Genomic DNA, 24,202 nt, shown 5'->3' on the forward strand with positions numbered 1-24,202 from the left:
CTTGCTATATGAGGGCCGCACGCTCCAAGGCGCTCGCCCCAAACTGGCCGACTTTTGCTCCGCCACAATGGCCGAATTTTACTCCGCCGTTGACAGCATCAGAAAAAAAGAAAAAAATCAAAGTAATAAAAGGCGTTCTAGCAACCCTAACGAGGCTCCAAAAGAAGCTGGAAGACGCAAGCATCAACCCTTCACACATTGCCGGCGTCGCGGAACGTTACAAGTTTCGAATCGGCTTGATCGAAGCCAGCATCGGACACGAGAAGCGGACCAAGAAAGGGGGTGTGAATTGGCAGGCACGTGATGCGGCAGCAATGGTAGCCTTCGCTTTTGCCTATCACGGCGCGAAACTCACATTCGGGACGCGACCAGGGTCGGATGAACCTTCCACAGCCTTCGGACGAGCCGTGAAAGGCGTCCTTGATGCGCTCGATATTCGGGCCGATTGGCGACGACCGACCGAAGATGCCATCAAGCTCGCTATAAAGATAGAACACGAGATCCATAGGGCACAAGAGACCGGCTTCTATGACTAGGGCAAATCATATTGAACGGCAGCACCCCCTCTAAACAAATCGCCATGCCAACGCGTTCGGAAGGCAATGTTGGTACGGATAAAATCAAAACAAGGCAGAGGTCACCATTTACCACATAACTTCTCTGCGCCAGCGAGACCATTAGTGTAGCGTTTACCGTCTTGTTTATCTGAGGTAAATTCTACGAACTCCCAATCATTTACAAACTTCATAAACTCAGGCTTTTCGCAGATCACTGCAGCGATGGTACATTCGTAGCCGGGTTCAACAGGGCGAAGACTCGGCGCGACCTTCTTAATTGAATCTAGGCATTGCTGTATTGCGCGTGTAACTGATCGGTATTTTGAATCCAATTGTTCAGGCGCCACGTTGGACGTAGCAACAATCATCTCCAAATCAGTTTCAATTAACTCATCATAGCTTCCTGGAGCACGCCTTGCCACGGCAAGATCACCAAAGGCCTGCGAACTACTTATATTGTCCAATTCGATGAAAAGATCGTCCACCTTCCAGCTGGGAAATTCGGTTCTAAGCTTCGCTAACGCTATGACATAACCAGTTGCGATTGAGTAAATAATATCGGTGACGCCAAGTTCACGAGCAATTTTGTCGTAATGAAAGGACGTTTGCTGTCCCGTTGGTGTTAGGTAGCCATCGAAAAACCTTTCGGCGAAGTTAGCTTTAATCAAAAAATCTCCGTAATCCGTCAACTTTCCCTGATCGACGGCCTTATTACCACTCGAGTTTGCAACTTTTTTACGAACTTCCTCACCTGACTTTCTCGGCTCAGCCTCTGGCTTGATGGCAATCTCTTGTTTCATCTCATGAGATTCTGGTTCGCTTTCACACTCTTCACATTCATCGCCTTCATGGATCATACCGCTAAGATGCAGAAGGACATTCAGTGCTCCAAGTTCCGTCTTGATATCGGTCGCTCTAAACTCGCTTTGACGCCTTTCATTAAAAAATAGCATAATTGCCGCTTCTGTTCCGCGTCCCCATAATCCGTCCACAGTAGATTCATAGTATTCGAAATCCTTCAAGTTTTGTTGGAGTTGCTTTCGATCCAACTCCGACATTGAAACAAACGCTTGTCTGAGCGCGGCACCCTCAGAAATTGGCAATTTAGCGACTATCGAAGGATCATGCATTGTGCATCCAGCATCAGTCGCTTTGCCGGATTTTATGAAGTATCCATTCATTGTATTTACGCCGAATGCCTCGCCATTTCGCGCTACCAACCAACGGATCCATTCTCCATCGTAGTGCCACGTCACAGACTCAATTGATGTGAAATTATTTTCAATTGTGGATTGTTCTGTCTCGAGTTTAAACTTTATACCGCCGCATGAAAAACTGACCGTCTCTGCGAACGCTGTCACAGGAACAAGGCCCGCGGTAACAAAAGCGCCTAAAATTAGCGGAGCATTTAAAAATATCCTCTTGTTATGAGACGTTTTGACTGCGTGAGGCTCATGACCCATATTCTATGACTCTATTATGTGAATTTCATTTTGCTCAAGCGTACCATAACAATTAGCCGTGTGAAGCTTGGTGTCTATTTTAAGCGGTGCTAAACGAGGCTGTGCATCTGCTTCAACAGGTGGTCGCAGGAAGGTATCTGGGACAAAGCGGTAGAGTCCTCACCTCTGCCTAATGACGATTCAAGATTTCAACAAAAACACTGCATTCCTTTGACTTTGACATCAAGTTGTCGATGCCCGCTGTTATATCCCATCGCACCTTTAATGCGGGGCCCTCGTCTACAGATTTGGCAGTTATGACACGGTCGTGGAAGTGTAGAGCGCGCCCTGAACGTGGTTCAAATCTTGGCGTTGCCACCAAGCCGACTCGCTTAATTTCTATGCTCATGGCTGATGCCTGAGCGGAAGCAGATTCTCCCTCTTGGTTCTCCGGATTCCAGACAACCGTAAGCCCTTCGATTTGAACGCCTGACGTGGACACAGCATGCAGAAACTCCGCCAATCGGGCTCGGTTCTGCGTGCGCGCTCCACACCAAGGATCCTCGATATGCAGATCAACGCGACGTCCGGCCACCGACTGAAACAAAGGCTGGAGCTTGCGATGACTCCCAGGACGAAACCGGAACGCACGCAATTGTTCTGTGAGTGCCGCCAAAGGACCCGGCAAAGGTCGTGCGTCCCCCTGCACAGCCGAAAGCCAACTATCTGCTGCGCAGCCAGAACTTTGATGGCTTACGCCAGCTAGCGCTCCGGCCAAAGCAGGCAGCACATCTGCGCCAGCATGGAAAGCACGAACTTGACCATTCACCAGGAGAGACAGTCGCGGAGCGCTGTTAATCCGATCAGCTTGAAGTGTAGCAAAACGAATACGGCCGCTTTTCTCGTATTCGACCAGCCGCAGTGCAAGCTGGCGGTCAAGTCCTGTCGCTGAACCCGAAGCGATCGAGTCTTCGGGAATGAAGAACACAACATGCCTTTCGGGTCCCTCATCAAGCCAGTTCCGCAGCGCAATAGCGCTGATGAGCGCTTCGCCACGATCCGTGGCTCCCCAAAGTTTTTGTGCGGCGACAGCGACCAAAGAAGCGCCCTCAAGCCTTACCCCTAACGTTGCTGCCGCTGTTTGTGCCACTGGCACAGACCCGTCGGGCGCATGAGCCGGGCGTGGCGAATAGCTTGCCAAGAGAGTATGTAGCCAAGCCAGCACTGGGTGCCGATTAAACTTATCCCACTGTGCTTGGTTCGAATAGTCATTGAGGCAACGCGAACAACTGCTTTCGCAAGCATCACCTCGCGGACAATCCAGCACAGCAACTGCTCTGCCGATGAGTGCCCGGGCCGAAAACCGCGGTTCGTCAAATAGCCGTCGACAATACCCTGCTCCGCCGGGCACTGCATCCGACAAAATCACCATAGGGCTGCCACCGGGCATTTCAGTGGTCGCGCGCAGGTCACGCGGGTCAGTGTCCAGAAGATCTGCAGCGGCAAGTCGAAGGGATTCAGCAAGAGTGCGAACAAATCCGTCGTGTGCGGCCCGTCGTTCAGATTCAATCAGATCGGAAAAGAGTGGCATCGGTTGTGCAATGCGGATCCCACGCAAGTCTGTTTCGAAGATATGCGCGAGGTCCACAGGCCATTTCAACGTCTCAACGCGGCAGCGATCGCCTGTACGCGGATTGTTGTGAATGGCACGAATCTCCGCACCCCCAATTGCATCGATTGGAGCCGGTCTTGCATGTTCGCAGATCGGACACCATAGATAGCCCGCGCCTTGGGGGCCGCGGTTTAGGATCAACATTTGTCCAGCCAATTTACCGTCCCGCGTAATAGCTGGAGCGAAGAAACTGGTTACGCTGGAAAGGTCGGACTGTTCGAAGTCTTCCGGTCTCGGGCGAGTCAGCAACCGTGCCTCATCCACCGGTTTCACCCTAAGGCGGCTTGCACCCGGATCGCGCCCAACCCGGTCTTCATACGAGGTGAGAAAACCCACTGGTTCGACAAACGCTCTGCGCTGACCGCTCGCACGTGCGCCACACTGCGGACAAACGTCTCCGAAATCGTTTCTGTCATGGTGGATTTCGACGTGCTGGCAAGACGAGCAGACGCGATGGAACCCGCGCTCCATCCACGCATCGCCTCCACCGTGAATCGCACGGCGTGCAATTCCAGAGCTCGTCCAAATGCGTCCGCCGGCCACCACCTCTGCACCCGGAGCATACTCTGCGATAGCGAGGCTCGCGTCGCGGTCAAGCTGGAGTGCACGTTCATCGTCCCCGCGGCCGCTGCGATCGGTGACAATCTCGAGATGGATCGCGTGCACGGGAAAACTATAGGTGGGTATGACGGCCGCACGGGAAAGCGTTTCTACCAAGAAGCGGTCAAGGAAACGCTGCATATCGCCGAGGCTTCCTTGCATGCGCCCCGTCGCGCGCTTTCGGTCCCGTTCTGAAGCTTCCGGTCCATCAAGAGCCTCCTTGGCAGCTTCGTAGGCGGCCTGCATTTCACGCCACCTTTCAGCGGCAGACGATATCCAGCGTGTGACTTCTGTTCTGAAATGTCCGCTGAGCGCTGGACCTTTCAAACCGACATAGGCCAAGCGACCCGGTAGCGCTTCGACCATCTCTTCGGCGATCAACTTAGCTGTTTCCCCTTCTGGAGAAGCTGCCCAGTTCGCCAGATCTGACTTCAGGATTTCCTCATCGGGGGCAGTGAGCCTGTCGCCAAGGACATCTCGTAGACGCGGGGCTCCTGTCTTCTCCCGTCCCACGAGCTTGTGGTCCAGCCAGCCTGCAAGGAGGCAAGAGACTTGGTGGCGTCGGAAAAAACTTGGATTATCGAGAGTAAGGTAGGGGGCAGGGGGCATTGCCTCAAGATAGCTACGAAGGCCGTGAAACTGGGCTTGGTCGTATCGGCTTGAGCGAGCCATCATCAAAGCAATCGGCGCGGCTTGAGCACGTCTTCCCGCCCGCCCGGCCCGCTGCTGGTAGTTGGCAATTCCAGGCGGCACGTTGCGACAGAACACCGCTTCCAGATCCCCAAGGTCAACGCCCATTTCCATCGTGGTGGTGCAGCTGAGAAGGTTTACTTCGCCCTGGCGGAAGCGCTCTTCGATCTCGGCGCGTTCCGCAGAACCTATGGCAGCGGTATGCTCGCGCGCGACGCCACTAAGGGCAGTCCCTGTGTAACGCACAAGATAGTGGTTCCGTCGCCGCATCTCTGCACGATCGATCGCGGGCATCATTATGGTGCGTCCGGTGCATCGCCATGATGCACAAGCCCCGTCAAGGTCGATCTGACTCATTCCTCCACAGCTTTGGCAGCGCCACAAATGACCTTCAGGCGCTGGAGTGAAGCGCAGGGCGGCTAGGTTCAACACGTAGCCAAAGCCACCTGGAACCAGAAGGCGATGACGTGGACGCGTTGCCTCGTCCCAAAAGGCCGAGAGAATGTCTCGCGCTATCGCATCGCTTAGGCCAAGCTGATCCACCATCAGCCAGAGAGGACGATTAGGACGTCCCGCTTCGGGAAGCATCGTCCGAAGGCGTCTGCTTGCATTGGTCCTTGTAAGCGACCAGGAGATGTCTGCGCTTGACTGACCTTCACCCCAAATCGACTCATCTGTGAGGTCGATCACCTCGAGGTTATTGATAGCGCGGGAATGTCGTATCAGGTCCAGCAGGAATCTCACCAGCGCCGGAGCCAAGGACTGCCGTCCCGCAGGGAGAAGCTCGGCGACACGTCGAGAGATTGCTGGGGCACCCTCGTAGACTACAGTTGCCAAACCTAAGGACTCGAGTGAAACCCGCAATGCGCCCCCGCAGACTTCAGCTGCGATGAGAGCAGTCAGTCTGTCTTTCGCTGCAGTTGTGCTCATCGCCTCGGGGTTTCTTCGATCATAGAGGCGAAAGCCTTCGCGACGAAGTCCACGCCAGACTCCATCGCAGAGGCTTTGCAAATCCAAAGGTTCATTGGCTTCGCGCTCAAGAGCCTTCACCACGGCAGAGCGAATTGCTTGATCTCGTGCTGTTCGTTCGAAGAACGGGGCGAAAAATGCAGCATCCTGTCGACTATCGGCAAAGACAAGAAGGTTACGGCCCTTCATGGGAACGTCTGGTGCATGACCTGGGGCAGGAGGCAGCGCCTCGATCAGCGCCTGCGCAGTCACAGCGGCGAGTGCGTCATCCCCTGGATGGATAGATGTAACTGGCTCCGCGAAGCGTCCCCCCGTTTGGCCACAGGAGATGCACTTTCGCACGTAAGCGCGTCGCTCTTCGCGATCCTCACGCATGATCGCTGGCTCTAGCGAAAGGATGCCGTCACCAGGACCATCTTCCAGCATTCCGTTTTCAGGGTTAAAATCAAAAGGTGCCTCGGCATCGATCGCGTCATCAACGTCGTCGTCCAACTCACCCGCCACTGCGCCTGCTGCAGTGAGCCTAAGTACTCGCCGTCGTGAGTTCGGGCTGATGTCAGATCGCGGGTGAAGGGTGGAACCGTCATCCCATGCCTCAATATATGGCTCCCCGCAGTTGCGGCAAACCAGTAGGGGATACGCCGGTGCATTGTCGATGTGTGTCCCGGTTCGGGAGAGGCGAAACTGCGACCAATGCTCACCGTCCTGCGCAGATAGGCGCAACGCAACGCCTTCGACACCGGACGCAGCAAGATGATATCGAGCAGGCAGTAGCGGAAAGGCACCAGCCATAGACGGTTTCGCCAAAACGCCGAGAGAGATCAGCGCGGTAAGCGCCGTCCGTGCCTCTTCTGCCGCTGCAGACGGAAATACTCGTGCGGCAAGGTCCTCAAACGGAAGAGCGCGCCCGATCAGGGCCTCGGCAACCGCACGGACTTCTTCCCGTCGCGCTAGTTTTACTGCCAATGCATCACCAAAGGATTCGGTGTCATCGAGCACGAATGCCGAAAGACCGGAGCTACGCATCGCTGCGTTCCAATCGGCAACGGCGTAAGATGCATTGTCGGGGCTTAAGGATCCTTCTTCGCGAACCCGCGCCAAGACAGCCCCTGCTGCAACCCACTCTGAGACTGGCAGGTTCCTTTCAGTATCACCTTCGGTCAGTGCGGGGTGCAATCTGCGTTCAGACGTGATCACCGCACCATCGCCGCTTGGGAATGGTTCGCCAAAGAGGTCTTCTGCAAAACGCGCTAATTCTTCTCGTCGAGAAGGATCAAGGCTCGCAGAAGTGCCAACACATCTGACCTGGCTCTTTGGAATGCCCAGTCGCGCCTTAAGTTTACGCAGAAGGAAAGCGACCTCAATTGCTTGAGCACCTGTGTAAGTGTGTATCTCATCTAAAACCAGCCAGCGAATGTCGGCGTCTTTGAGCAACATCCTATTACGTGGCAACAAAAGGATGTGTTCGAGCATGGCGTAATTGGTCACAAGGATGTGCGGAGGCCGATCAAGCATTTCGCCGCGCGAAAGATACCAATTTTTGGGAGCATGACGGGCATCTGGAAAATCAGCTTGAAACGTCGGAGTTGCAGTGATCCTTGTCTCTTCATCAGCGCGCGTCGAATTTGATCGCACCTGACCGGTGAATCGACCAAGAGTAATGCCGGGATCTCCGAGGTCTCGGAACAAGAGCCGTGCAATCCGGTGCATCTGATCATTGGCCAAGGCATTCAATGGATAGACAAGAATTGTCCGTACTCCGGGGCGATCAAGGTCGCCACGACGCAAAAGGTCATCGATCATTGGAAAAAGGAAGGACTCAGTCTTGCCCGAGCCTGTGCCTGTAGCCACTAGGTAATTTTCGTCGCGCCCTATCGCTGCGGCTTGATGAAGATGAAGAGGCCTGTTGTAGAGATTCTGTCCCTCGCTGCTATGCTCGAGAGCCTGCCACCCTTTATGCAGGGGTCCCGCTGCCACGTGCTCTGCTATCGAGCCTCCCTTTTCGAAATCGGGCAGACTCTCAACAAACGGGCCCCTGACAAGATCAGCTTGGCCGCAGGCGTCCGCGACCGCGCGCGCGAGACGTGGTGCTCTTGATGATGATATCGCTGCGGCGGTTGTGATGTACCGCGCGAGGGTGCTGCCAAGTTCTGTCTTGAAGCGAAGTGGGTCGAGTTCGGCTGTCATGGGCGGTCCTTGGCGATTTGCCACATAAGGAGAAAATAGGCGAAAAGTTCGGGGGCAAGTCGAAGCAGAAACGCGAGCGATGTGAGAACGTCTGCTTCCGACCATTTGAGTTGCTGACGAAGCGCAGAAAGGAATTCTGGTAATTCGCCAGTCCGGTTTGCTTTGGCGTATGCGGAAAGTGTAGAGGCGGTCCAAACGTCGATAGGCGACTGTTCTTCCGCATCAGAAGTCCGGAGTGGGGCTGGAGGGCGTAAGTCCGGGGGCGCAATCGTCCAAGCCGCGTGGATCAGTCTCTGTAGGGCTTCTTGCCGACGGCTGTTCGGGCCGTCGTCAGCCTCGTCGGTCGTGAACAATCCTGCCGTCTCCAAGCGTTCCGTGAAACGCAGAAAGGCCGCGCGCCAATGATCCGGACCAAGAAGAGTAGTCCCTCGCCAGAACCACCCTGCCGAAGGATCGCCATCAACGAGTGGGATGTTCTTAAAGAACCGCTTGGGCTCAAACCCAGCAAGCGGCTGTCCGTTCTGCATCGCAGCGATGCGGTTTCGGAATGCTAAAAAAACTGTTGGATGAAGGTGAGAAAGGTCGCGAAGGCGGGCCGTGGTCAGCGTGAACAGCGCTGACATTTCGACAACCCCCGGATCGCTGGATGCGGCCAGTGCAGCAAAAGTCTCGACAGGTCCCCCGTAGAGGTCAGGCACCAGCTGTATGGGATGGGCAATGGGAACCCATGATGCTGCTGTATGTTCAGGTGGCGGAACTGCTGCTGCAATCATCAGCGAAGTCCGGCCAAAGGGGAGTGCACTCAATGCCCTGCCAACGGTTTGCCAGCGCGGCACTAACACCCGCTCGATTTGAGACCAGCACTCTGGGGCAAAACAGTCAGCCAGCCATTGACTGAGCACCTCGAAGCGCCTCTGGATCCTTTCCAAAGAAACTGATGTTTCGGTCTCGGGATTCTGTAGGGCGAGGGCGAACGCGTCGCCTCTGGAGTTTCGCAAAGGCCTCCATGCGCTATTTTCATCTGACTGAGCGTCGGGTCTGACGAGGAGCCGCGCCAAGCTGACGCCATCGACGAAATCATTAAGGCTGATTGAAATTTCAATTTGCTTCGGGTCGTTATTGATGAGGCTGGCCGCAAGCCAAGATGGTTGTCGGCCCCCAACGGGGCGACGCCCAAGTCCCACCTCGACCATTTCAACCGCGCCGCGCTCGTCCGCAATGTCCAAGGCAATCGCGTCGATCGGTTGGCTAAGCCTGAGATGCAGGCGAAAAGCCGAGCTTGCCGGCAGAAATTGAACCGCGACCGGCGCCAAGGAAGGGACGAGCTCAAACAACAGGACTTCGGCACCGCTTTTTCGTCGAAGTAGTACTTTGTCATCGCTCGCAGGCATCAGAAGATCCCGTAGCGCTAGGTTCCGAGTCAGGCCGTGAGCAAAAGGCCGCCTTTCCTGCCTGCCTCGAACGATCAGCGAAGCATCCGCATCCGGACAACGGATCGTTATCGTGTCAAACCGGTTCTCTTCGCCGACACTGAGCCGCGTCCCAGTGGGGAGGCCAATTGGCGTTCCGTCACTCCGTTGCCGTACGACCGTCACGTCAGGCCATGGAAAATCGAAGGGAATGAATTTACTCTCGATCTCGAACACGGCCCGAGCGGAGATGTAGCCACCCGCCGGATCCAGACATAGCTGACCACTATCGTCACGTCCGGCATGGCGTGACTGCTCTTCCATTAAATTCACTGGAGGTCGTTCGCTATGAAAGATAAGGCCGTTGCTCGCACGAAAGCCTGGCCACACCCATGCTTCCAACGATATGCCAGCGCTGCGAAGAGGTGAGGCACCGTCCACTGGTGCCAAGAGTTCGACACGAATCCGCAGCGGATCGGCCTCACAAATTTCAGGCAGATATTTTAGAAGGTCGGCCAAGCAGGTCTCACCAAAACCGTTTACAGTCTCGATTTCGACATCGGCGGTTCTTGTTCCAACTATGAGGCGTAAGTATCTTTTTTCAGTTCGATCCAGACCTGTTTCGACATTCAAAAGCGCCGACGACGCGTACAGTGGGCCTCGCGGGCCGCCCACCACAATGCCGTCTCGCAGCGTAAGACGTCGGCGCGGGCGGGCCCGGAGGATTGTTTCACCATCTTGTGTTGTCAGCTTGACCGGCACGCAACCAAGTTTTGCAAACCCGATGAAACCGTGTGCGCCGGCTTCAAGTGCAGGTTCACCATGAATGGAAAACGAGCTGCGGGACAAAATCACGGCGTCTGAGGCGTCAACCTCAATTTCGCGGCGAGCGCCCTCACTGTCTCTTACTAAATATCCCGTAGTCCGATCGAATATCGCAAAGCCCGTCGATGCAACCAAGAATGTGAGTTCGCCACTTTGCGTCCCAATTTGCCACCGCATGTGCTTTGGCCATGGTTGGGGCAACATCCAATCGTCGCCGCCCCGAAGGCGAAGAGGTCGCGTTTCGTGGTCCTGCCAAAACTGTATGCGACCTTCGGTGCGCGCTAGCCGAAGGGAAAGTGCGCCATCGCGCCACGTAAGCCTTGGCTTCGGTACGGGCATCAGACCCTGTGCTGCCTGTGACGTGCCACTCCTGCGTCCGTTTAGTCTTTGAGCCAAAACCTCCGCAAAGCGCTCCTCGAATTGAATAACTGGCTGAAATGAAGTTGTTGCCTCCCTTACTCGGGCAAAAAGGGTGGCATGCCAAGCGGTCTCATCCCAAAGAATGGCACGGCGCGGAGTGATGATTGAGGGATGTACAAATTCTAAAGAGTCATCCTCCCACCTATTGAGCAGCACTGTCGATTCGATTGGAGTTGGGCCGAAAGCGGCTTCCTGGCGCAAAAACGCTTCAATGATAGTTGGCAAATGCGAAACAGGGACACCTGCATGAAGGAGGTAGACATCTACCATCCTGTCGAAGCCACGCGATGGAAGTCCAAGCTTGTCACACACATGGCAGAAGCCTTCGAAAAGCATGCGTCGGCTTTGCTGCGTTTCAAGTGAAATGCCGAGCACGTCTTCGATGTGTCGGTATATGCCGTGATCGGTTTCGCCGTAGGAATCGCTGAGCGCCTGCGTTACGCACCATGCGGCAACATAGGGGAAACTCTGAAAGAGGTTCGGCAACCGAGACGGGGAACCACCAAGGAAGGCCTGAGTCTTTTCCACAGCACCATCCCGAAACTTTGATTTTAGTGGAGCAAGGCCAATAAACGGTGGAGAATTATGCGACCTCAGAGATTGGCTGAGGAGAAAATCAGTAGTGCGGCAACCCATGGAATTTATATCTCGTTATACGTAAGCGTGCAGCGTGGCTTTCTGGAGAGGAAATAACGAGATTTTTGATTTTTTTTAAGTACTTGCATCGCGTTCCGTTCCTTCAAAAACAACCTAAGCGATTTAATCTATGAACGTAAAGATGGCACATCAAAGGCTTCTCCAAGTCAATGGGGTGCCACTTTCATTAATTTTCGTGCCTGATATGGATCGACGCCAGTTCTGCTTTAGACAGCATTTTTGCGCGAGCATATTCGTTGCCAGCAACGGCGCCGATCCATGACGAGGCTAGTCTTTGGACGCAGCCCTTCCGTACCGTCGCTTCTAAGATCGTGCTCCGTTACGCAAGCGGCGCCACGTGCGCTAACTGTCAAGTCAAAGGGGTTTTCAAAAAATCTGCTAGACCCATTCGCGCAGGGTCTGGGGAATACAGCCAATATTCTGTTCAAGGGCCGCAATCGTGCCCGCCTGCGATTCGTTCCCAACAAAGCAGGCGACCCGCCAGGATACGCCGTCTTCCCAGCCCTATTCACACAATTCCTGGCATAGCTCGCAAGCCAAATATGCAGAGTTCATGACCATGCCGCCATAACGCTACGAGACCTATTGCACACGTTCCCAGATCAGTGGCCCGTGTCGTGCAGCGAAAGACTGACCCGTTCAGTCAATGGGTCAATAGATGAACACTCAGTGGCAGGTCAAAGGTTCAGCAGTAAGGCGCACGGACTTGATTTCGTCTGGCCTTCGGCGTTTCAAGGTGAGCATATCGACCCTTGGAATACCGTCGGCAGTCAAGACCATGCCCGTTTGCAATAATGGTCGCCGCATAGTCCTCGCCATCGACATAGCAAGTGCCAACCATGCGATCGTACGTCTGCTGCCCATTAAGGATGCATGTAATTATTTTGCCCTGCACGAGGCGCTGAGCGAAAAGTTTTGCCTCCTTGAATCCGGCCGCGCCGCTCTCCACGCCATCCAGCCCATTGATACGGATAGGTGTGCCCGCAATAACAATCGTGTCCGCATCTCGCACATTGGTGACACGTCCTTCGATAGTCGACGCAGACAGGGCTGCACCGGCCACCGACAGAATAATGCTCGCAAGCACTAGCTTACTCATTAATCCTCTCCAATTTTTCGAAATATTTACTGCTTGCTGTCACCACGCACAGATTTTGCTTCGGTTTCAATCTGGTCTATCAAGCTCTCTCTATTAGGGGCCGCGCTCAATACAACACGGCGAGACGCAGCTCGGTCCTCTTCTCCATCCTTCATTACGGGTCGCACAGAAGAATAACCGACCGCGATCATATGTGCTCGGGCCCAATCAAGCGTCCTATTGTTTCGAATAAAGTCGAGACAGACGCGTAAGACAGCCTGTGAACGCCGTTGACTCAGGTCCAAGTTGCCAAGATAGGCCTGCCTCGGAGACGATCCGGAACGCCACTCCGAAGACGCGTGCCCTTCAATCTTTATCTCAGCTATATCGACGCCAGAGCTTTTTAGGGTGGTCACCCAAGGCTCACATGCCTCCGCCAGAAATTTTTCCAGGACCGGTGTAATGCGAGCCTGGCCCTGCTCAAACAAAATAGTATCAGGCAAGATAATCGCCCCATTCTCGTCAATTTGTCCACCGACGCTTGAGACAATCTCTCCCAACTCGCTTCTCAAGGCACCAACCATCATTTTTTGTTGGGCCTCCGCCTGGGAAATCTTGCTCGCGATCCCCTCGAGTGTCTGACCAGCCTCCTGTAAGGCTGTCAGCGTTTCCAAAGCGTCTACAACTTCCTCAAAGGTTCGACCGGATTCATCCAGCGATTTCAGAATGCCCGCTGTTGCAAGGAGATCTTGAGGGCTCATCCCGGATTCATCAATCGCCTGTGCGACTTCCGTTGAGGCAACGAGATCTGCAATTTCCTTTCCAGAGGAGACCAACTCTTCGAGTGCACCCATTTCTTTGAGGATTTGTTGCGCCTCCTCGCTTTCCATCATATCAGCCAGATCTCGCTGAATGTCCTCTGGAAACTTGGACGCCGCATCGAGAAGGCGCCGAACCTCGTCCTGGTCGATGAAGCGCCATTTCTCTTTTGGCTCGTCGACTGTCGAGGGCGTTTTGAAGTCCACGCCGTTCTCCTTCAGAACCATGAATGCCTCAATCGATCCATCTTGCGAAGCGGTCAGCACTGTCTGCCTTTGATCGTACGGCATGTCTTTGAAGGCTTGGACCTCCGGCGTATTTTCTTTCTCTTTTTCCCATTGCCAGAATGCAAAAAGTAGGAGAAGTGCAAATGCTATAAGGATAAACGCCTCCGCCATGGTTAGACCCATTATGGCACCACGCCGGTAGCTTCGATCCATATGTGTTGGATCACTCATACCTTAGATTTTCCCACTCTTGCCCCGCCAAGGCCCAGGGGGCGTCTCCGCCTTCAGCGAGACTGGCTGATCGGCAGGGTCTTCAAGATTTTTCTTATCTACATTTTTACTCTCTAAGGACGCAACTTCGGCCGGGGACGTGGGCGGAAACGTATCTAGTCTTTCTTTCATGCCATCGAGCGCCGGGATAAAGCGCATTGAGATCGCATCCGTTGCACGGCGTGTAGCTTTGATATGTGCTTCCGTAACCTCGCTCTGGGTCTTTATCGCTTTCTCGTACTCTGCGATCTCTTTCAGAAGAACCTTTCGCCGGGCGCCAATCTGTTCGAACGACTGTGCCTCTTGCTCATTAAGCCTGTTCTTTAAGGCCTCTAGTTCTTTCAGCGTGGATTCCATCTGCTCGTGGCTGGCCTTCTGCGCCTCCGAAAACTCCTTCACAACATCCCTCATCGCTTCGGAAAATGCCTCCTTCATGTGGTCAGCCAAGCTCGTCGTGCTTTTCTTGAGGGCTTGTCGGTAGTCATCCACGAAATTCTCAGTCGACTTTCTTATTCGCTCATCCCGCTCGGATGCCAGCTGCACAGACTCAGCCGAGTAAGCCTTCATCTGCGAGAGCATGCCGGCCATGTTCTTGCGGAAGTCACTGAACGAGCGATTGATGTCGGCCCGCACTTCTCGGTCTTTCGCAACGAAATCAGTGCGCAGCTGCATCATTAAGACGCGAAGAAATACGCCGACGATAGTGGAAGACAAGGCAACCCCGAAGCCCGATATGACAACTGGGATATCGACAGGACGCCCCGCGTTCGTAGTCGGATCCGACATTTGATAAAGCGTGTAGGACAGGCTCGAGAGTGTGAAGAGGAAGCCAAGATAGTAGCAGTTGTCCCCGATGGTTTCGGGCTCGAGTTTCACTCGACCTCCTGCCCAAGCTAGAAGAGCGTAAGCAATAAGAACCATTGCAGCATAGCCCGCTGCAAAAAACGGGTGTGTACCGAGGGCCTTGATCGCAATGCTGCCAAATGCCCCAGCAACGAATGCTACAAAAAAAGCAACCCTGTCGAGAACGTCGCGTGGCGCAACATCATGCATGCGTCTGGGTCTTGACATTAAAGATCCCCCAAGGAGCTGACACTTGGCGGTTGGCTACCTTGCTTGTCGAAGTACCGTGTCCAGAAGCCTTCAACGACACTGCGGGAAGGCAAGTTTCCTGCCGTGCGGGGAATCCGCAGGATCTCAACGATGACGTTGGACATGTTGCTGGCAAGACGCTGCTCGCCCTCGTTGTCCGAGAAATAATCCCATCCCTGACCCCGGTAGAAGCTCAGATAATCACTGTGCTGAAGCATGTCCGAAACAATGATGATCTTCCTTTGCCCACGGGCACGGGTGAAGTCGGGCGTGCTTGCGATTAGAGACTGGAGCGCTTCCATGATCGGAGACTGGTTTTCGACCTCACCCTGGAGCGAGGCTTCCATCTTGTCCCGAATGGGCGTCAGAAATTCTCGATTGTACCGTGCCATTATAAGTGTCGGGTTCTCGTATAGCGCGTTCGCCGCTTCACCGGTCGCTGGTTTGCACTTGGCAAACAATGATCCCCACCGATTTGGATCTTCGCTGACTACTCCAAGCGCAATCATCGTGTCTGTCGAGGAAGATGCAATTTCATTTTCTATGATCGTCTTAAGGCGGGCTTGTTGCGTGCTATTCAACGGGTCCGTCAGGTCAAGCAGGATGGAGGTAACATTGACCGGGCCCCCGGCATGACACAGCGTTGCCTCGTCGATCTTCGATTTGGAGAGTAATGCCTGAGAGCCCCAGAGGACGCCTCCAATGATCAGCAAGCAGGCACCGATGGCAATATACCATCCGAGATTGCTGCTACCACTTTCGCGACTGCGAGCGGAACCCCTTCTGCGAGAATTGGGCCGGTTGTACTTCCTACGTCGCGCCATCAGACGGCTTCCTTGTCGGCGGCCACGACCTTCAAGTCGCCAGTCACGGGTACGCTTTTTGAGATATGGCGATTCATTCTGTCAATCTTAGTGCCTTCGAGTTCGTCAATCTCGTAATGCTCCTGAACAGAGCGATGGAACACGTCAAAGATCTCTTTGATAGCCCTGTCGACCATTTTTGAGACTTCGTTCACTTGCTCTTCCGCCTCTTTGCGTCGGTCATCTTCAGAGACCGGAGACTGGAAAACTTCGAAAGCATATTCTTTATCGAAATACGCTGGGCCATCGTCCTTTCGCGCAGCTTTGTTGGCATCCCGGTAGACTGCAAGCAGGTAGTTTGCAGAGATGTTGCACTGTTCCAAAAAGGGGCTCAGGTTCGCCTGCAGTGCCTTTTGTCCATAGAGAGCATCCACGGAGTCGTGAATATGCCGGGCCACCTCGTCACGGGCTTGCCGCAATGCGTCCACGGCTTCGTCTCGGTGCTCCGCCAAGGTGTCGATGGAGTCTTCGAGATATCCAATGTAGGTATCGCGTGCTTGGACCACATCCGCCGCAACCTTCGAATAACCTGGATACGGGTCGGATGAGTGGTAGCCCTTTAAGAAGGCCACGATAGAAATAAAGAAACCTAAAAGGAACAGCACGTAGGATTCCATTGTGTTCAATCCGACTGGGTTCGCAATCAAAGTGTCAATTGCCATCTCACCAGCCTCTCGCCATTGTAGAGTGGTCTCGACGGCATCTCGGAAATGCGCGACGGCAGCGTTGTATCCCAAGGCGAATGCTAGCCAAGCCATGCAGAAAAGAAGACCGAAAAATTTCTTCAAGAGATTTTGAAAGCCTTTGACATTGATGAATCGCGCAGCAATCCCCAGAAAGGTGCTCATGCTTACGTTCGCGAAAGACACCAAGAAGGCAGCGATAAGCCCGCCCAGAATGCCGAGTGGGTTGTTCTGAGAGAACAGGTATGCGTTTCCAGCGGCCTCCAGCAGGATCATAATCAATGCAAGACCGATGATGTTTGGCCAACTGCTTGCGAGCCTTGCAGGGCGAGCACCGATCTTGTTCTGTTCGCGAAACTGAGTGCGCCAGCGATAGGTCTCCTGTACACGCTCGCGCGGCGTGACCATCATAGCCCGCCACTTGGTTACCTCCTCTGTGAAACGCGCTTTGGCATCCTCAGCCTCGGTCTCGACCAGCATTCGTGCTGACGATGCCTTGTTGAGGCGTTCGGAATAGACCCTTCTGTTGGTCTCGAAATTCTCCAAACCGCGGCGCCGCAGCGATTCAACGCGGGAAATGGCCTTCAACTCGATATGGTCCAGCGTCTCAGAAGTTGTTCCAGGCTGCCCCTCGCCACCTCGCTTCCGTCCGGCCTCTTCAAGGCTCAGATCTCGAGCAATGCGGTCTTTGTCGATATCTGGGAAAATTTCCGAACTCGAGATAAATTCATCCGAGCGGAAGATATTTGACAACGTGCGGATCACAACCGGCCCCTTTGCTTCTTAGCTGCGAATTGGCTCAATGCGACTGGCGCGGTCCTAAGGAAATCGCAAATCTTACAATAACCAAACTGTTCTCACCAAATTGTTCGAGATTGATAGTCATGGGCGCTTCTTTATGCAACAGAACTTGTAATACGTTCACCGTTTTTGACGCGGTGCCACTGTAGAATTTACGCGGTCACATTCAGTTTCATGGCGGCTGTATTGCCGGCTATCTTCAAGTTGGGGTAGTTTATGACGCCGACTGGATCAGGAAAATGATCTGGGAACAGGGTGCAATCGAGGTGATCCCGCCCAAAGCCAATCCAAAGCTCCCCGCCGATTTCGACGCTGAACTTTACAAGGAACGCAACAAGATAGAGCGGTTCTTTGGCAGGCTGAAGGCCTCCTTTCGACGCATCGCAACACGTTAAGGGGGCGCAGACGATATCGATCGGCCAGAAGTCGGCATTGGGGCTACTGGGATAGTAGCAATAAGACCGTTTCGGCCCTGTACAGCTCAGCGTCATGACCCTCGGCGCGCCAGATATTCTCCAACAGTTTGATGTTGGCTGAGCAGGTTTTTGGGTTCGTAATTTGGGGGCTAGACAGCAACTCGATCTCCTCTTGGTCCATGCCTCGGAAAACTTGATTTCGTAGGGCGTCGGAGTATGCAGTAAGCTGTGGTCGCGGGACAGGCGACATGGATCCGTCATACATCGCTTGGAACTTTGTAACCGCGGCCACCTCTATCATGGAGTACGGTACCTCAGTCTGGATTAGGCTCGAGGAAGCGCCATATACAAGGTAATTATTGCAGTCATTGCCGTGTGCTTGCAAATACTTGATTGGCTGGATGTGCGCCTGAAGGACATTCAGTAGGGCGATGTTGGGCGCGTTGTAGACATGGGTCCGGTAGTTTGCATAGAACTGTGCGATAGAATTAGCTATATCCTGTGACATGCGCGTGACATCGTCGATCGGAATGATGTCGGTGCGGTCTACGCCAAGTCGATCCGCAGTCCTTCGTAGGCTCACCTCCAAGTTTCGAGCATCCTCCGGGAAATATTGCGACATCGCCCTAAAAATGGGGGTGAAGTCTGATTCCTTCAGCAGACCAGTCACGAAATCGCGCCCCCCGGGCCCACTTTCGGCACTTGCAAAACTGGGAATGCAGATAATAAGTGCAAGTGTCAGTAGGACACTTCGGGTAAGACGTGCCAAGAAGAGTGACATCATGAGGGCGCTTCTCTAAGTTGAGTCGATCCAATTTCTGGAACGATATTGACGTTCATTGATAATTGGCTCGAATTACTCTTTCTTCTTAAATGGAAGCCTCACCAACCAAACCAGCGCGGCTATGATAAGAACTATAGCCAAGACACCAAGGCCGCCGATCATGCCTTCTGCGGCACCCGCGCCATCGCCTCTGAGTATCGGGAATAGAGTTCCAATTACGAGGAAGCAAACGGCGACATATATCCAAAATTTCATAGTGAATTCCTTAGCATGCACTTTTCGTCGGCTGGTAAGGTAAGCCCATGCTATGCGCAATGGTGAAGTCGCTGGTCGATGTACGGCGAGCGCGCAAGAGGCCGCAGGACGGCTCCGAAATCTTTGCTGCATATGGGCCCGGGGTGGCTACGGTCGTGTGATCATTCGCCGCTCTCGGTGGAGTTCTTGACAGCGTTTCTACAAGGCCCGCAGGAGGGGCAGCGATGAGGCAGAGCCGGACAATGTTGTTGGCCGAGACCATCGCGAACGTGACGGTCGGCTATCCGGGGTGCCTTGGGGAAACCCTCCTCCCGTTTTGTCGCGGCCTTGCGTCTGTAAACACAGCGCATTCAGGGGCACTCCGGGATGTGAATACCAACCTGGAAAGGAAAACACTTCAAGTTGGCATTTTGCCCGCACCCCCACCGCATTGATAAATCTCTGGACATGGCGCGATCCGGTCGTTGCGACCGTTGCGCAAAACATGGAGAGACGCATGCCCATTCTGGATGAATACATTCCGCGGACCGAACTCGCCAGGCAACTTGGCGTCTCCGACCGCACCATTGCACGCTACGAGACAGAGCCGGACGGGCTGCCTTCGCTGATGGTCGGTGGCCGAAAACTCTATCCTACATCTGCCGTCAAGGCTTGGTTGGAGCGGCGCATTCACTATCCGAACACAAGACCAATGGCGACGCTTGGCCGCTTCAATGGGGGGAAGCGTTATGGCCGATAAGATCCGCATCAACGGCGTCAAATACCACGCCCCTGTGGGCAAACGTTTGGTATTGAACAAAGATGGTAATGGGCTCGAGAAATCCACCTTGATGGGTCCTCGGTCTGGACCAGGGGAAGTGATAAATCGCTGTTTTGCGACTGCAGAAGAGGCCTTTAAGTATCGCCTCTCTGCGACCAGCGAAACCATGTTCGTCACTGGGACGTTTGATCCCAACTGTGGGGCAACTATTGTCCTCCCGAGTGCGCGCCTAATAGCTGCGACTATGGGTTCTGAGCAATGGCCGGTGGACAGCTTTGTCGCGCTTACCAAGGACTACTTGGCGTTTCGCAAGGAACGCGGCCTGATAAGCATAGACATTGATCCCTGCAAGGCAGACACCGCCTACCCAAACAAACCGTCGATCCTTGAAACGCCTGACGAGGTTCGTGCGGCTGTTCTCGCGCTCCTTCCGGAAGCCAAGGCAGCGCCCATGCTTGTTCTGCCGTCAAGCAGCAGCCTTATCGAGAATGCGGATACTGGGCAGCTTCTTTCCGGCGCTGGTGGCTGGCGCGTCTTGCTGGTCACCTCTGATGCCTCCCTTACCCCGAAGGTTCTCGAAACAATCCACCTGCGGGCCTGGATCTCAATGAAGGGGTGCTATGCTTACGTGAGCAAATCAGGGGCAGTGCTTCCGCGAAGCCTTGCCGATCAGGCGCTCGGGCGTCCGACGCAGCCGGACTTCCCCACGGCCGATCTAGGGGAGGGTCTGCGCAAGGTCGACGGCAGTCATAAGATGTTCTGTGTTGATGGTCCGGATTTCGACCCAAGCTCGATCGCCGAGAGGCCAACGCGCGCGGCAGAAGCCCGCCTCAAAATGGACGCAGCACGTCGAAAGCTTCGGCCCGAGGCGGATGCCACAAAAGGGCGGGCGATGGCCGATCACGCTGAACGCCTACAAAGGTCTGGGATCCCTGCCGAGCTGGCCGAAAGGACCGCCCATGCGCGATATAAAGCTAAACACCTTGTGGGCTCTGACATGATCGAGTTCGACGACGGCAAGTCCGTGCCGGTTGCGGAACTGATGGGGCCTCGTGGCGCGGATCTGGATGGCAAGACCTGTCCCGACCCTCTGGAACCAGACTACGATGGTGGACGCTCGGTTGCTAAGTTTTACTGGAACGAGGGTAAGCAGCCTGGGATCTTCAGCTTTGCACGCGGCGAACAGTATTATCAGCTGCGTCATGACCTATCTACCGCTTGTGCAGCGATCAAAGACGCGAACGGCGTCTACAACGCCATTGTGAGGATCATTGCACTATCTGAACTCGACCCACTCGAAACCGACTTGATCTATAAAGAGGCGTGCAAGAGCCTCGGTTTGGGGCGCAAAAGCAGCAGTCTTAAAGGCGCCGTAACGGCTTGGCGCGCTGCAAACGTTCCTCCCAAAGACGATGTGTCCCTTCATCCGCGTGACGAGGACGAAAGCTATGCGAGCTTTGTTCCCATAGAAAAGCCAATTCCATCGCCCGGCTTTCCTCAGACCAAGTTGGACCGCGATGGTAGGTTGGTGACCTTGGACCACGGCGACAATGTGGAATATCTACTCAACAGCTATGGGATTACGTTCCGCTATGATGAAATCTGCAAGGAGATCGCTTGGACCCACCCAAATCTCGCCTCAACCGGCGACAACTCAGACAGCGGTCTGTTGTCTCAGGTCATCGGAATTTGTAACCTGAACGGGGTTCCCACCAAGAATTTGCGAATCCATATGACGGCGATTGCAGACCGCCGGTCGTTCAATCCCGTGACGGAGTATTTGAAGTCCAAGAATTGGGACAAAAAGCCCCGCTTCGAGAAGTTCGCCGCCGATCTTGGGGCAACGGATCCGCAAATCGCGCGTATTGCAGCTAGAGTTTTCCTGCTTCAAGCTTGTGCTGCCGCAGATCATGCGGTCGCTGCCCGTGCAGTTAACCCCGAGGCCCGTCCGCATTTCGAGAATGTCGTGGTCTTTGTCGGGGCACAAGGGATTGGCAAGACAAAGGGCATTGCTCGTCTTCTTCCGGCGCCGTTGCGCTCCTATCTCAAGGAGGGCATGGTGCTCGACCCCAAAAACAAAGATTTGGTGAAACAAGCGGTTTCCTCTTGGGTGACAGAGCTTGGCGAATTGGACGCGACCTTCCGCAAATCTGACATCGAGGCTCTCAAAGGTTTTTTGTCCAACGGCAGGGATGAGCTGCGCATGCCCTATGCAGAAACGACATCGCGCTTTCTCCGTCGGACGGTTTTTGTCGGGACGGTCAACGACGAGGCTTTTTTGGCTGATCGCACTGGAAATCGCCGGTTCTTGCCACTTAAGATTGGGCGTTTTTCGTTTTCTTGGAGCGATGATGAACTCGACCAGCTTTGGGCCGAAGCTTGGAGCCGGTATATATCTGGTGAGGCGTGGTGGCCAAACGCCGAAGAGGAGGCGCTGTTGCGTGAGAACGCAGACAAATTCCGAACGGTCGGCTGGATCGAAGAAATGCTCAATATGCGGTTTGATTGGACCGGCCCTTTGCCGGACAAACTCAAACGCATGACCGCAACTGAAATCCTGATGTCATCTACGAAAAAGAACGATCATTCTGTGCGCCAGCCAACACAGAAGGACCTGAGTGACGTGGCCGCCTTGATGAAGCGGATGTGGAGTTCTCACCCAAGCGTGGTTTGCGTTAACGGAGACCTGTTTCTAGGGACAGACAGAGGTAATTTGCCGGTCCATACCAAGGGAGGAAAGGCAAATGGGTGGCTCGTGCCAAATCCGTGTGACGCTTCGTTTCAGGCGCAAGGGGTCGCTCGTAAGCTTGAGGAGCTTGGTAGCCCGCCATCAAAACTGGTTGGGAGATAAAGGCCCGCCAGTATTGACCTGAACGCTCGAGCGCTGCGCTTTGTCTTATCACCGCCCCCCGCCAAAAAAAACACCAATAGCGAGGTGTCTTTGTGAAGGAGCTGTTTTAATGCTTATCAAACTGAAAGAATATGAAAGAATTTTTCAAATCGTCTCGGCAGTTGTCGAAAGTGAAGGAGGTGATCCCGCCCATTCTTGCATCCACTACAGCCTTTTTGGAGCCAATATCCTAGTTGACCACTTTCGATTGGACGCGAAAGTTCGATGTGGTCAGATCAAGGGGCCGCGCGTGCGGCGGAATGGCTGCGTCGAGTGGCCGACGAAATAGAGGGAATACAGTTGCGCGAAACAGTGCAGTGAGGTAACATGATACCGTTGTGGCTGGTGGTGCAATCGGCTGCGATTTGATTGCGGAAGTGAAGGTTCGGTCATGCTCTGCGCTGGCCGGACCGGACTCCCGAAACAGTTTCACAGGTATGCTTTGCGCTACCTGTTCCGGCGATAACGTCACGCGCAACGCTGGCAGCGTCAACGGGCCAATCCTTCCATACCCGGCAAAATGCCGTCCAACGGCTACGCCCAAACATGAGGCTACCTTATGTCTAAGATGTTCACCCCTGCGCGCGGGATCATGCGCGTCAATGCAAACCAAGATCCTGTTGCCATGCTTCAGCAAATCAACGCCGAGGTGGTCAATTTCAAAGCCGATCACAAGGCGCAGCTATCCGACCTGCAAAGCCAAATCGCAGATGTTGCCGCAAAGTCGGCGGCGCGCGGTCTTGGTCAATCCGGCGGCAACTTCGAACCGATGGACGGAAACCAGCGCGAAATCAGCGCGGCCCTTCGCAGCTTCATCCGTTCGGATGACCACGAGGCGCTTGCATCCATCATGGCACCCAATGCGGCCATGTCGGTTGGCTCAGATCCTGACGGCGGCTACAGCGTCTATCCGACCCTTGGCGGGGCCATGAACAAGCGCGTGTATGAGGTGTCGCCCATGCGGCAACTGGCGCGCGTGGTCACGGCATCCTCATCCTCATTCGAGGAATTCAACGACCTTGACGAGGCAGAGGCCGGATGGGTTGGCGAGACAGAGATACGCCCCGAAACTGGCACCCCGAAGTTGGGTGTTCTTTCGGTTCCCGTTCATGAAATGTATGCCATGCCGAAGATCACGCAAAAGCTGCTGGATGACAGCGAGTTGGATCTTGCATCGTGGCTGGTCGAGAAATGCGCCATGCGGTTTGCACGCAAAGAAGGCGCAGCCTTTATCGGGGGCGATGGCATCCTTAAGCCGCGCGGCCTGCTAAGCTACACGACCGCAGCGACACCAGATGCAACCCGCGCATGGGGGACTATCGAGCATATCAATACGGGAACCTCTGGCGGCTTTGGTGCGGCAGGTGGCGACGTGTTGATTGACTTCGCATACTCGCTCAAGACGGTTTACCGCCCAAATGCCTCTTGGCTTATGAACCGCAAGACAGCGGCCACGGTGCGCAAGATGAAGGACGGAGACGGCAATTTCATCTGGGCGCAGTCCCTTGCGTCCGGTGAACCTGATAGGCTCTTGGGCTTCCCGGTGGTGCTGGACGAGGAAATGCCCGATATCGGGGCCAATTCCCTATCCATCGCCTTTGGTGACTTCCGAGAAGGCTACATAATCGTAGACCGTCATGGCCTGCGCCTGTTGCGTGATCCCTTCACCAGCAAGCCGAACGTGCTGTTCTACGCCTACAAGCGTGTAGGTGGCAGTGTGGCGAACTTTGAAGCCGTCAAGCTGCTGCGGTTCGGCACTGCATAAGAGAGCGGGGGCACCCTGATTGTTCGGGTTGCCCCTGACAGCGGACCGGCGGCCAAGCTCTTAAACCATAA

General features: G+C 54.5%; 15 protein-coding genes. 6 read left to right on the top strand and 9 right to left on the bottom strand.

The features are described from left to right. Nucleotides 1–536: hypothetical protein (locus ACSSVY_RS06505; protein ID WP_454268603.1), on the top strand; the 536-nt coding region annotated here is incomplete at its 5' end. 101 nt (nucleotides 537–637) lie between these two features. Here the strand turns inward: ACSSVY_RS06505 and ACSSVY_RS06510 are convergent. The 8 genes from ACSSVY_RS06510 to ACSSVY_RS06545 all read right to left on the bottom strand — a co-directional run bounded on the left by ACSSVY_RS06510 (nucleotide 638) and on the right by ACSSVY_RS06545 (nucleotide 17,225). Next, entirely contained in the window at nucleotides 638–2,020 is a 1,383-nt protein-coding gene (locus ACSSVY_RS06510; RefSeq protein WP_454268604.1) for a peptidoglycan-binding domain-containing protein, read from the bottom strand. Nucleotides 2,021–2,189: 169 nt separating this feature from the next. Further along, entirely contained in the window at nucleotides 2,190–8,117 is a 5,928-nt protein-coding gene (locus tag ACSSVY_RS06515; protein ID WP_454268605.1) for a DEAD/DEAH box helicase, read from the bottom strand. After that, nucleotides 8,114–11,299 (bottom strand): hypothetical protein, encoded by a 3,186-nt coding sequence (locus ACSSVY_RS06520; protein WP_454268606.1) that lies wholly within the window; start codon nucleotides 11,297–11,299, stop codon nucleotides 8,114–8,116. Before ACSSVY_RS06520 ends, ACSSVY_RS06515 begins: the two co-directional genes overlap by 4 nt. An 814-nt stretch (nucleotides 11,300–12,113) precedes the next feature. Further along, nucleotides 12,114–12,527, bottom strand: a complete 414-nt coding sequence (locus ACSSVY_RS06525; protein ID WP_454268607.1) for a thermonuclease family protein — start codon at nucleotides 12,525–12,527, stop codon at nucleotides 12,114–12,116. Between the two features lie 26 nt (nucleotides 12,528–12,553). Continuing rightward, nucleotides 12,554–13,723: an OmpA family protein gene (locus tag ACSSVY_RS06530; RefSeq protein ID WP_454268608.1), complete on the bottom strand. Its 1,170-nt coding sequence runs from the start codon at nucleotides 13,721–13,723 to the stop codon at nucleotides 12,554–12,556. 63 nt (nucleotides 13,724–13,786) lie between these two features. Then, nucleotides 13,787–14,875: a hypothetical protein gene (locus tag ACSSVY_RS06535; protein ID WP_454268609.1), complete on the bottom strand. Its 1,089-nt coding sequence runs from the start codon at nucleotides 14,873–14,875 to the stop codon at nucleotides 13,787–13,789. A gap of 17 nt (nucleotides 14,876–14,892) precedes the next feature. After that, entirely contained in the window at nucleotides 14,893–15,738 is an 846-nt protein-coding gene (locus tag ACSSVY_RS06540) for a hypothetical protein (protein WP_454268610.1), read from the bottom strand. Then, nucleotides 15,738–17,225, bottom strand: a complete 1,488-nt coding sequence (locus ACSSVY_RS06545) for a hypothetical protein (RefSeq protein ID WP_454268611.1) — start codon at nucleotides 17,223–17,225, stop codon at nucleotides 15,738–15,740. The genes ACSSVY_RS06540 and ACSSVY_RS06545 overlap by 1 nt, the downstream gene beginning before the upstream one ends. Nucleotides 17,226–17,500: 275 nt before the next feature. Between ACSSVY_RS06545 and ACSSVY_RS06550 the strand changes: the two genes are divergently transcribed. After that, on the top strand, nucleotides 17,501–17,656 hold the full coding sequence (locus ACSSVY_RS06550; protein WP_454268612.1) for a transposase: 156 nt from the start codon (nucleotides 17,501–17,503) through the stop codon (nucleotides 17,654–17,656). A 43-nt stretch (nucleotides 17,657–17,699) separates the two neighbouring features. Here ACSSVY_RS06550 and ACSSVY_RS06555 read toward each other — a convergent pair whose 3' ends face one another. Beyond that, nucleotides 17,700–18,347 (bottom strand): hypothetical protein, encoded by a 648-nt coding sequence (locus tag ACSSVY_RS06555; protein ID WP_454268613.1) that lies wholly within the window; start codon nucleotides 18,345–18,347, stop codon nucleotides 17,700–17,702. A gap of 865 nt (nucleotides 18,348–19,212) precedes the next feature. On the opposite strand from ACSSVY_RS06555, the gene ACSSVY_RS06560 reads away from it, so the two are divergent. From ACSSVY_RS06560 to ACSSVY_RS06575, 4 genes are all read left to right on the top strand, one after another. Beyond that, a complete protein-coding gene (locus ACSSVY_RS06560) occupies nucleotides 19,213–19,455 on the top strand; it encodes a helix-turn-helix transcriptional regulator (RefSeq protein ID WP_454268615.1) in 243 nt (80 codons plus the stop codon). Beyond that, entirely contained in the window at nucleotides 19,445–22,327 is a 2,883-nt protein-coding gene (locus ACSSVY_RS06565) for a VapE domain-containing protein (RefSeq protein WP_454268616.1), read from the top strand. The genes ACSSVY_RS06560 and ACSSVY_RS06565 overlap by 11 nt, the downstream gene beginning before the upstream one ends. A gap of 109 nt (nucleotides 22,328–22,436) precedes the next feature. Beyond that, nucleotides 22,437–22,655, top strand: coding sequence for a DUF2026 family protein (locus ACSSVY_RS06570; protein ID WP_454268618.1), 219 nt, complete (start codon nucleotides 22,437–22,439; stop codon nucleotides 22,653–22,655). A gap of 336 nt (nucleotides 22,656–22,991) precedes the next feature. Beyond that, nucleotides 22,992–24,131, top strand: coding sequence for a phage major capsid protein (locus tag ACSSVY_RS06575; protein WP_454268619.1), 1,140 nt, complete (start codon nucleotides 22,992–22,994; stop codon nucleotides 24,129–24,131). Nucleotides 24,132–24,202: the final 71 nt, after the last annotated feature.

The organism is Roseovarius sp. MBR-51, from assembly GCF_053628575.1.

Excerpts from the sequence above, each read along its gene's own strand:
- ACSSVY_RS06510 (WP_454268604.1), bottom strand. The coding sequence starts at position 2,020 with ATGGGTCATGAGCCTCACGCAGTCAAAACGTCTCATAACAAGAGGATA.
- ACSSVY_RS06515 (WP_454268605.1), bottom strand. The coding sequence starts at position 8,117 with ATGACAGCCGAACTCGACCCACTTCGCTTCAAGACAGAACTTGGCAGC.
- ACSSVY_RS06525 (WP_454268607.1), bottom strand. The coding sequence starts at position 12,527 with ATGAGTAAGCTAGTGCTTGCGAGCATTATTCTGTCGGTGGCCGGTGCA.
- ACSSVY_RS06530 (WP_454268608.1), bottom strand. The coding sequence starts at position 13,723 with ATGGCGGAGGCGTTTATCCTTATAGCATTTGCACTTCTCCTACTTTTT.
- ACSSVY_RS06535 (WP_454268609.1), bottom strand. The coding sequence starts at position 14,875 with ATGCATGATGTTGCGCCACGCGACGTTCTCGACAGGGTTGCTTTTTTT.
- ACSSVY_RS06540 (WP_454268610.1), bottom strand. The coding sequence starts at position 15,738 with ATGGCGCGACGTAGGAAGTACAACCGGCCCAATTCTCGCAGAAGGGGT.
- ACSSVY_RS06550 (WP_454268612.1), top strand. The coding sequence starts at position 17,501 with ATGATCTGGGAACAGGGTGCAATCGAGGTGATCCCGCCCAAAGCCAAT.
- ACSSVY_RS06560 (WP_454268615.1), top strand. The coding sequence starts at position 19,213 with ATGCCCATTCTGGATGAATACATTCCGCGGACCGAACTCGCCAGGCAA.
- ACSSVY_RS06565 (WP_454268616.1), top strand. The coding sequence starts at position 19,445 with ATGGCCGATAAGATCCGCATCAACGGCGTCAAATACCACGCCCCTGTG.
- ACSSVY_RS06570 (WP_454268618.1), top strand. The coding sequence starts at position 22,437 with ATGCTTATCAAACTGAAAGAATATGAAAGAATTTTTCAAATCGTCTCG.
- ACSSVY_RS06575 (WP_454268619.1), top strand. The coding sequence starts at position 22,992 with ATGCTTCAGCAAATCAACGCCGAGGTGGTCAATTTCAAAGCCGATCAC.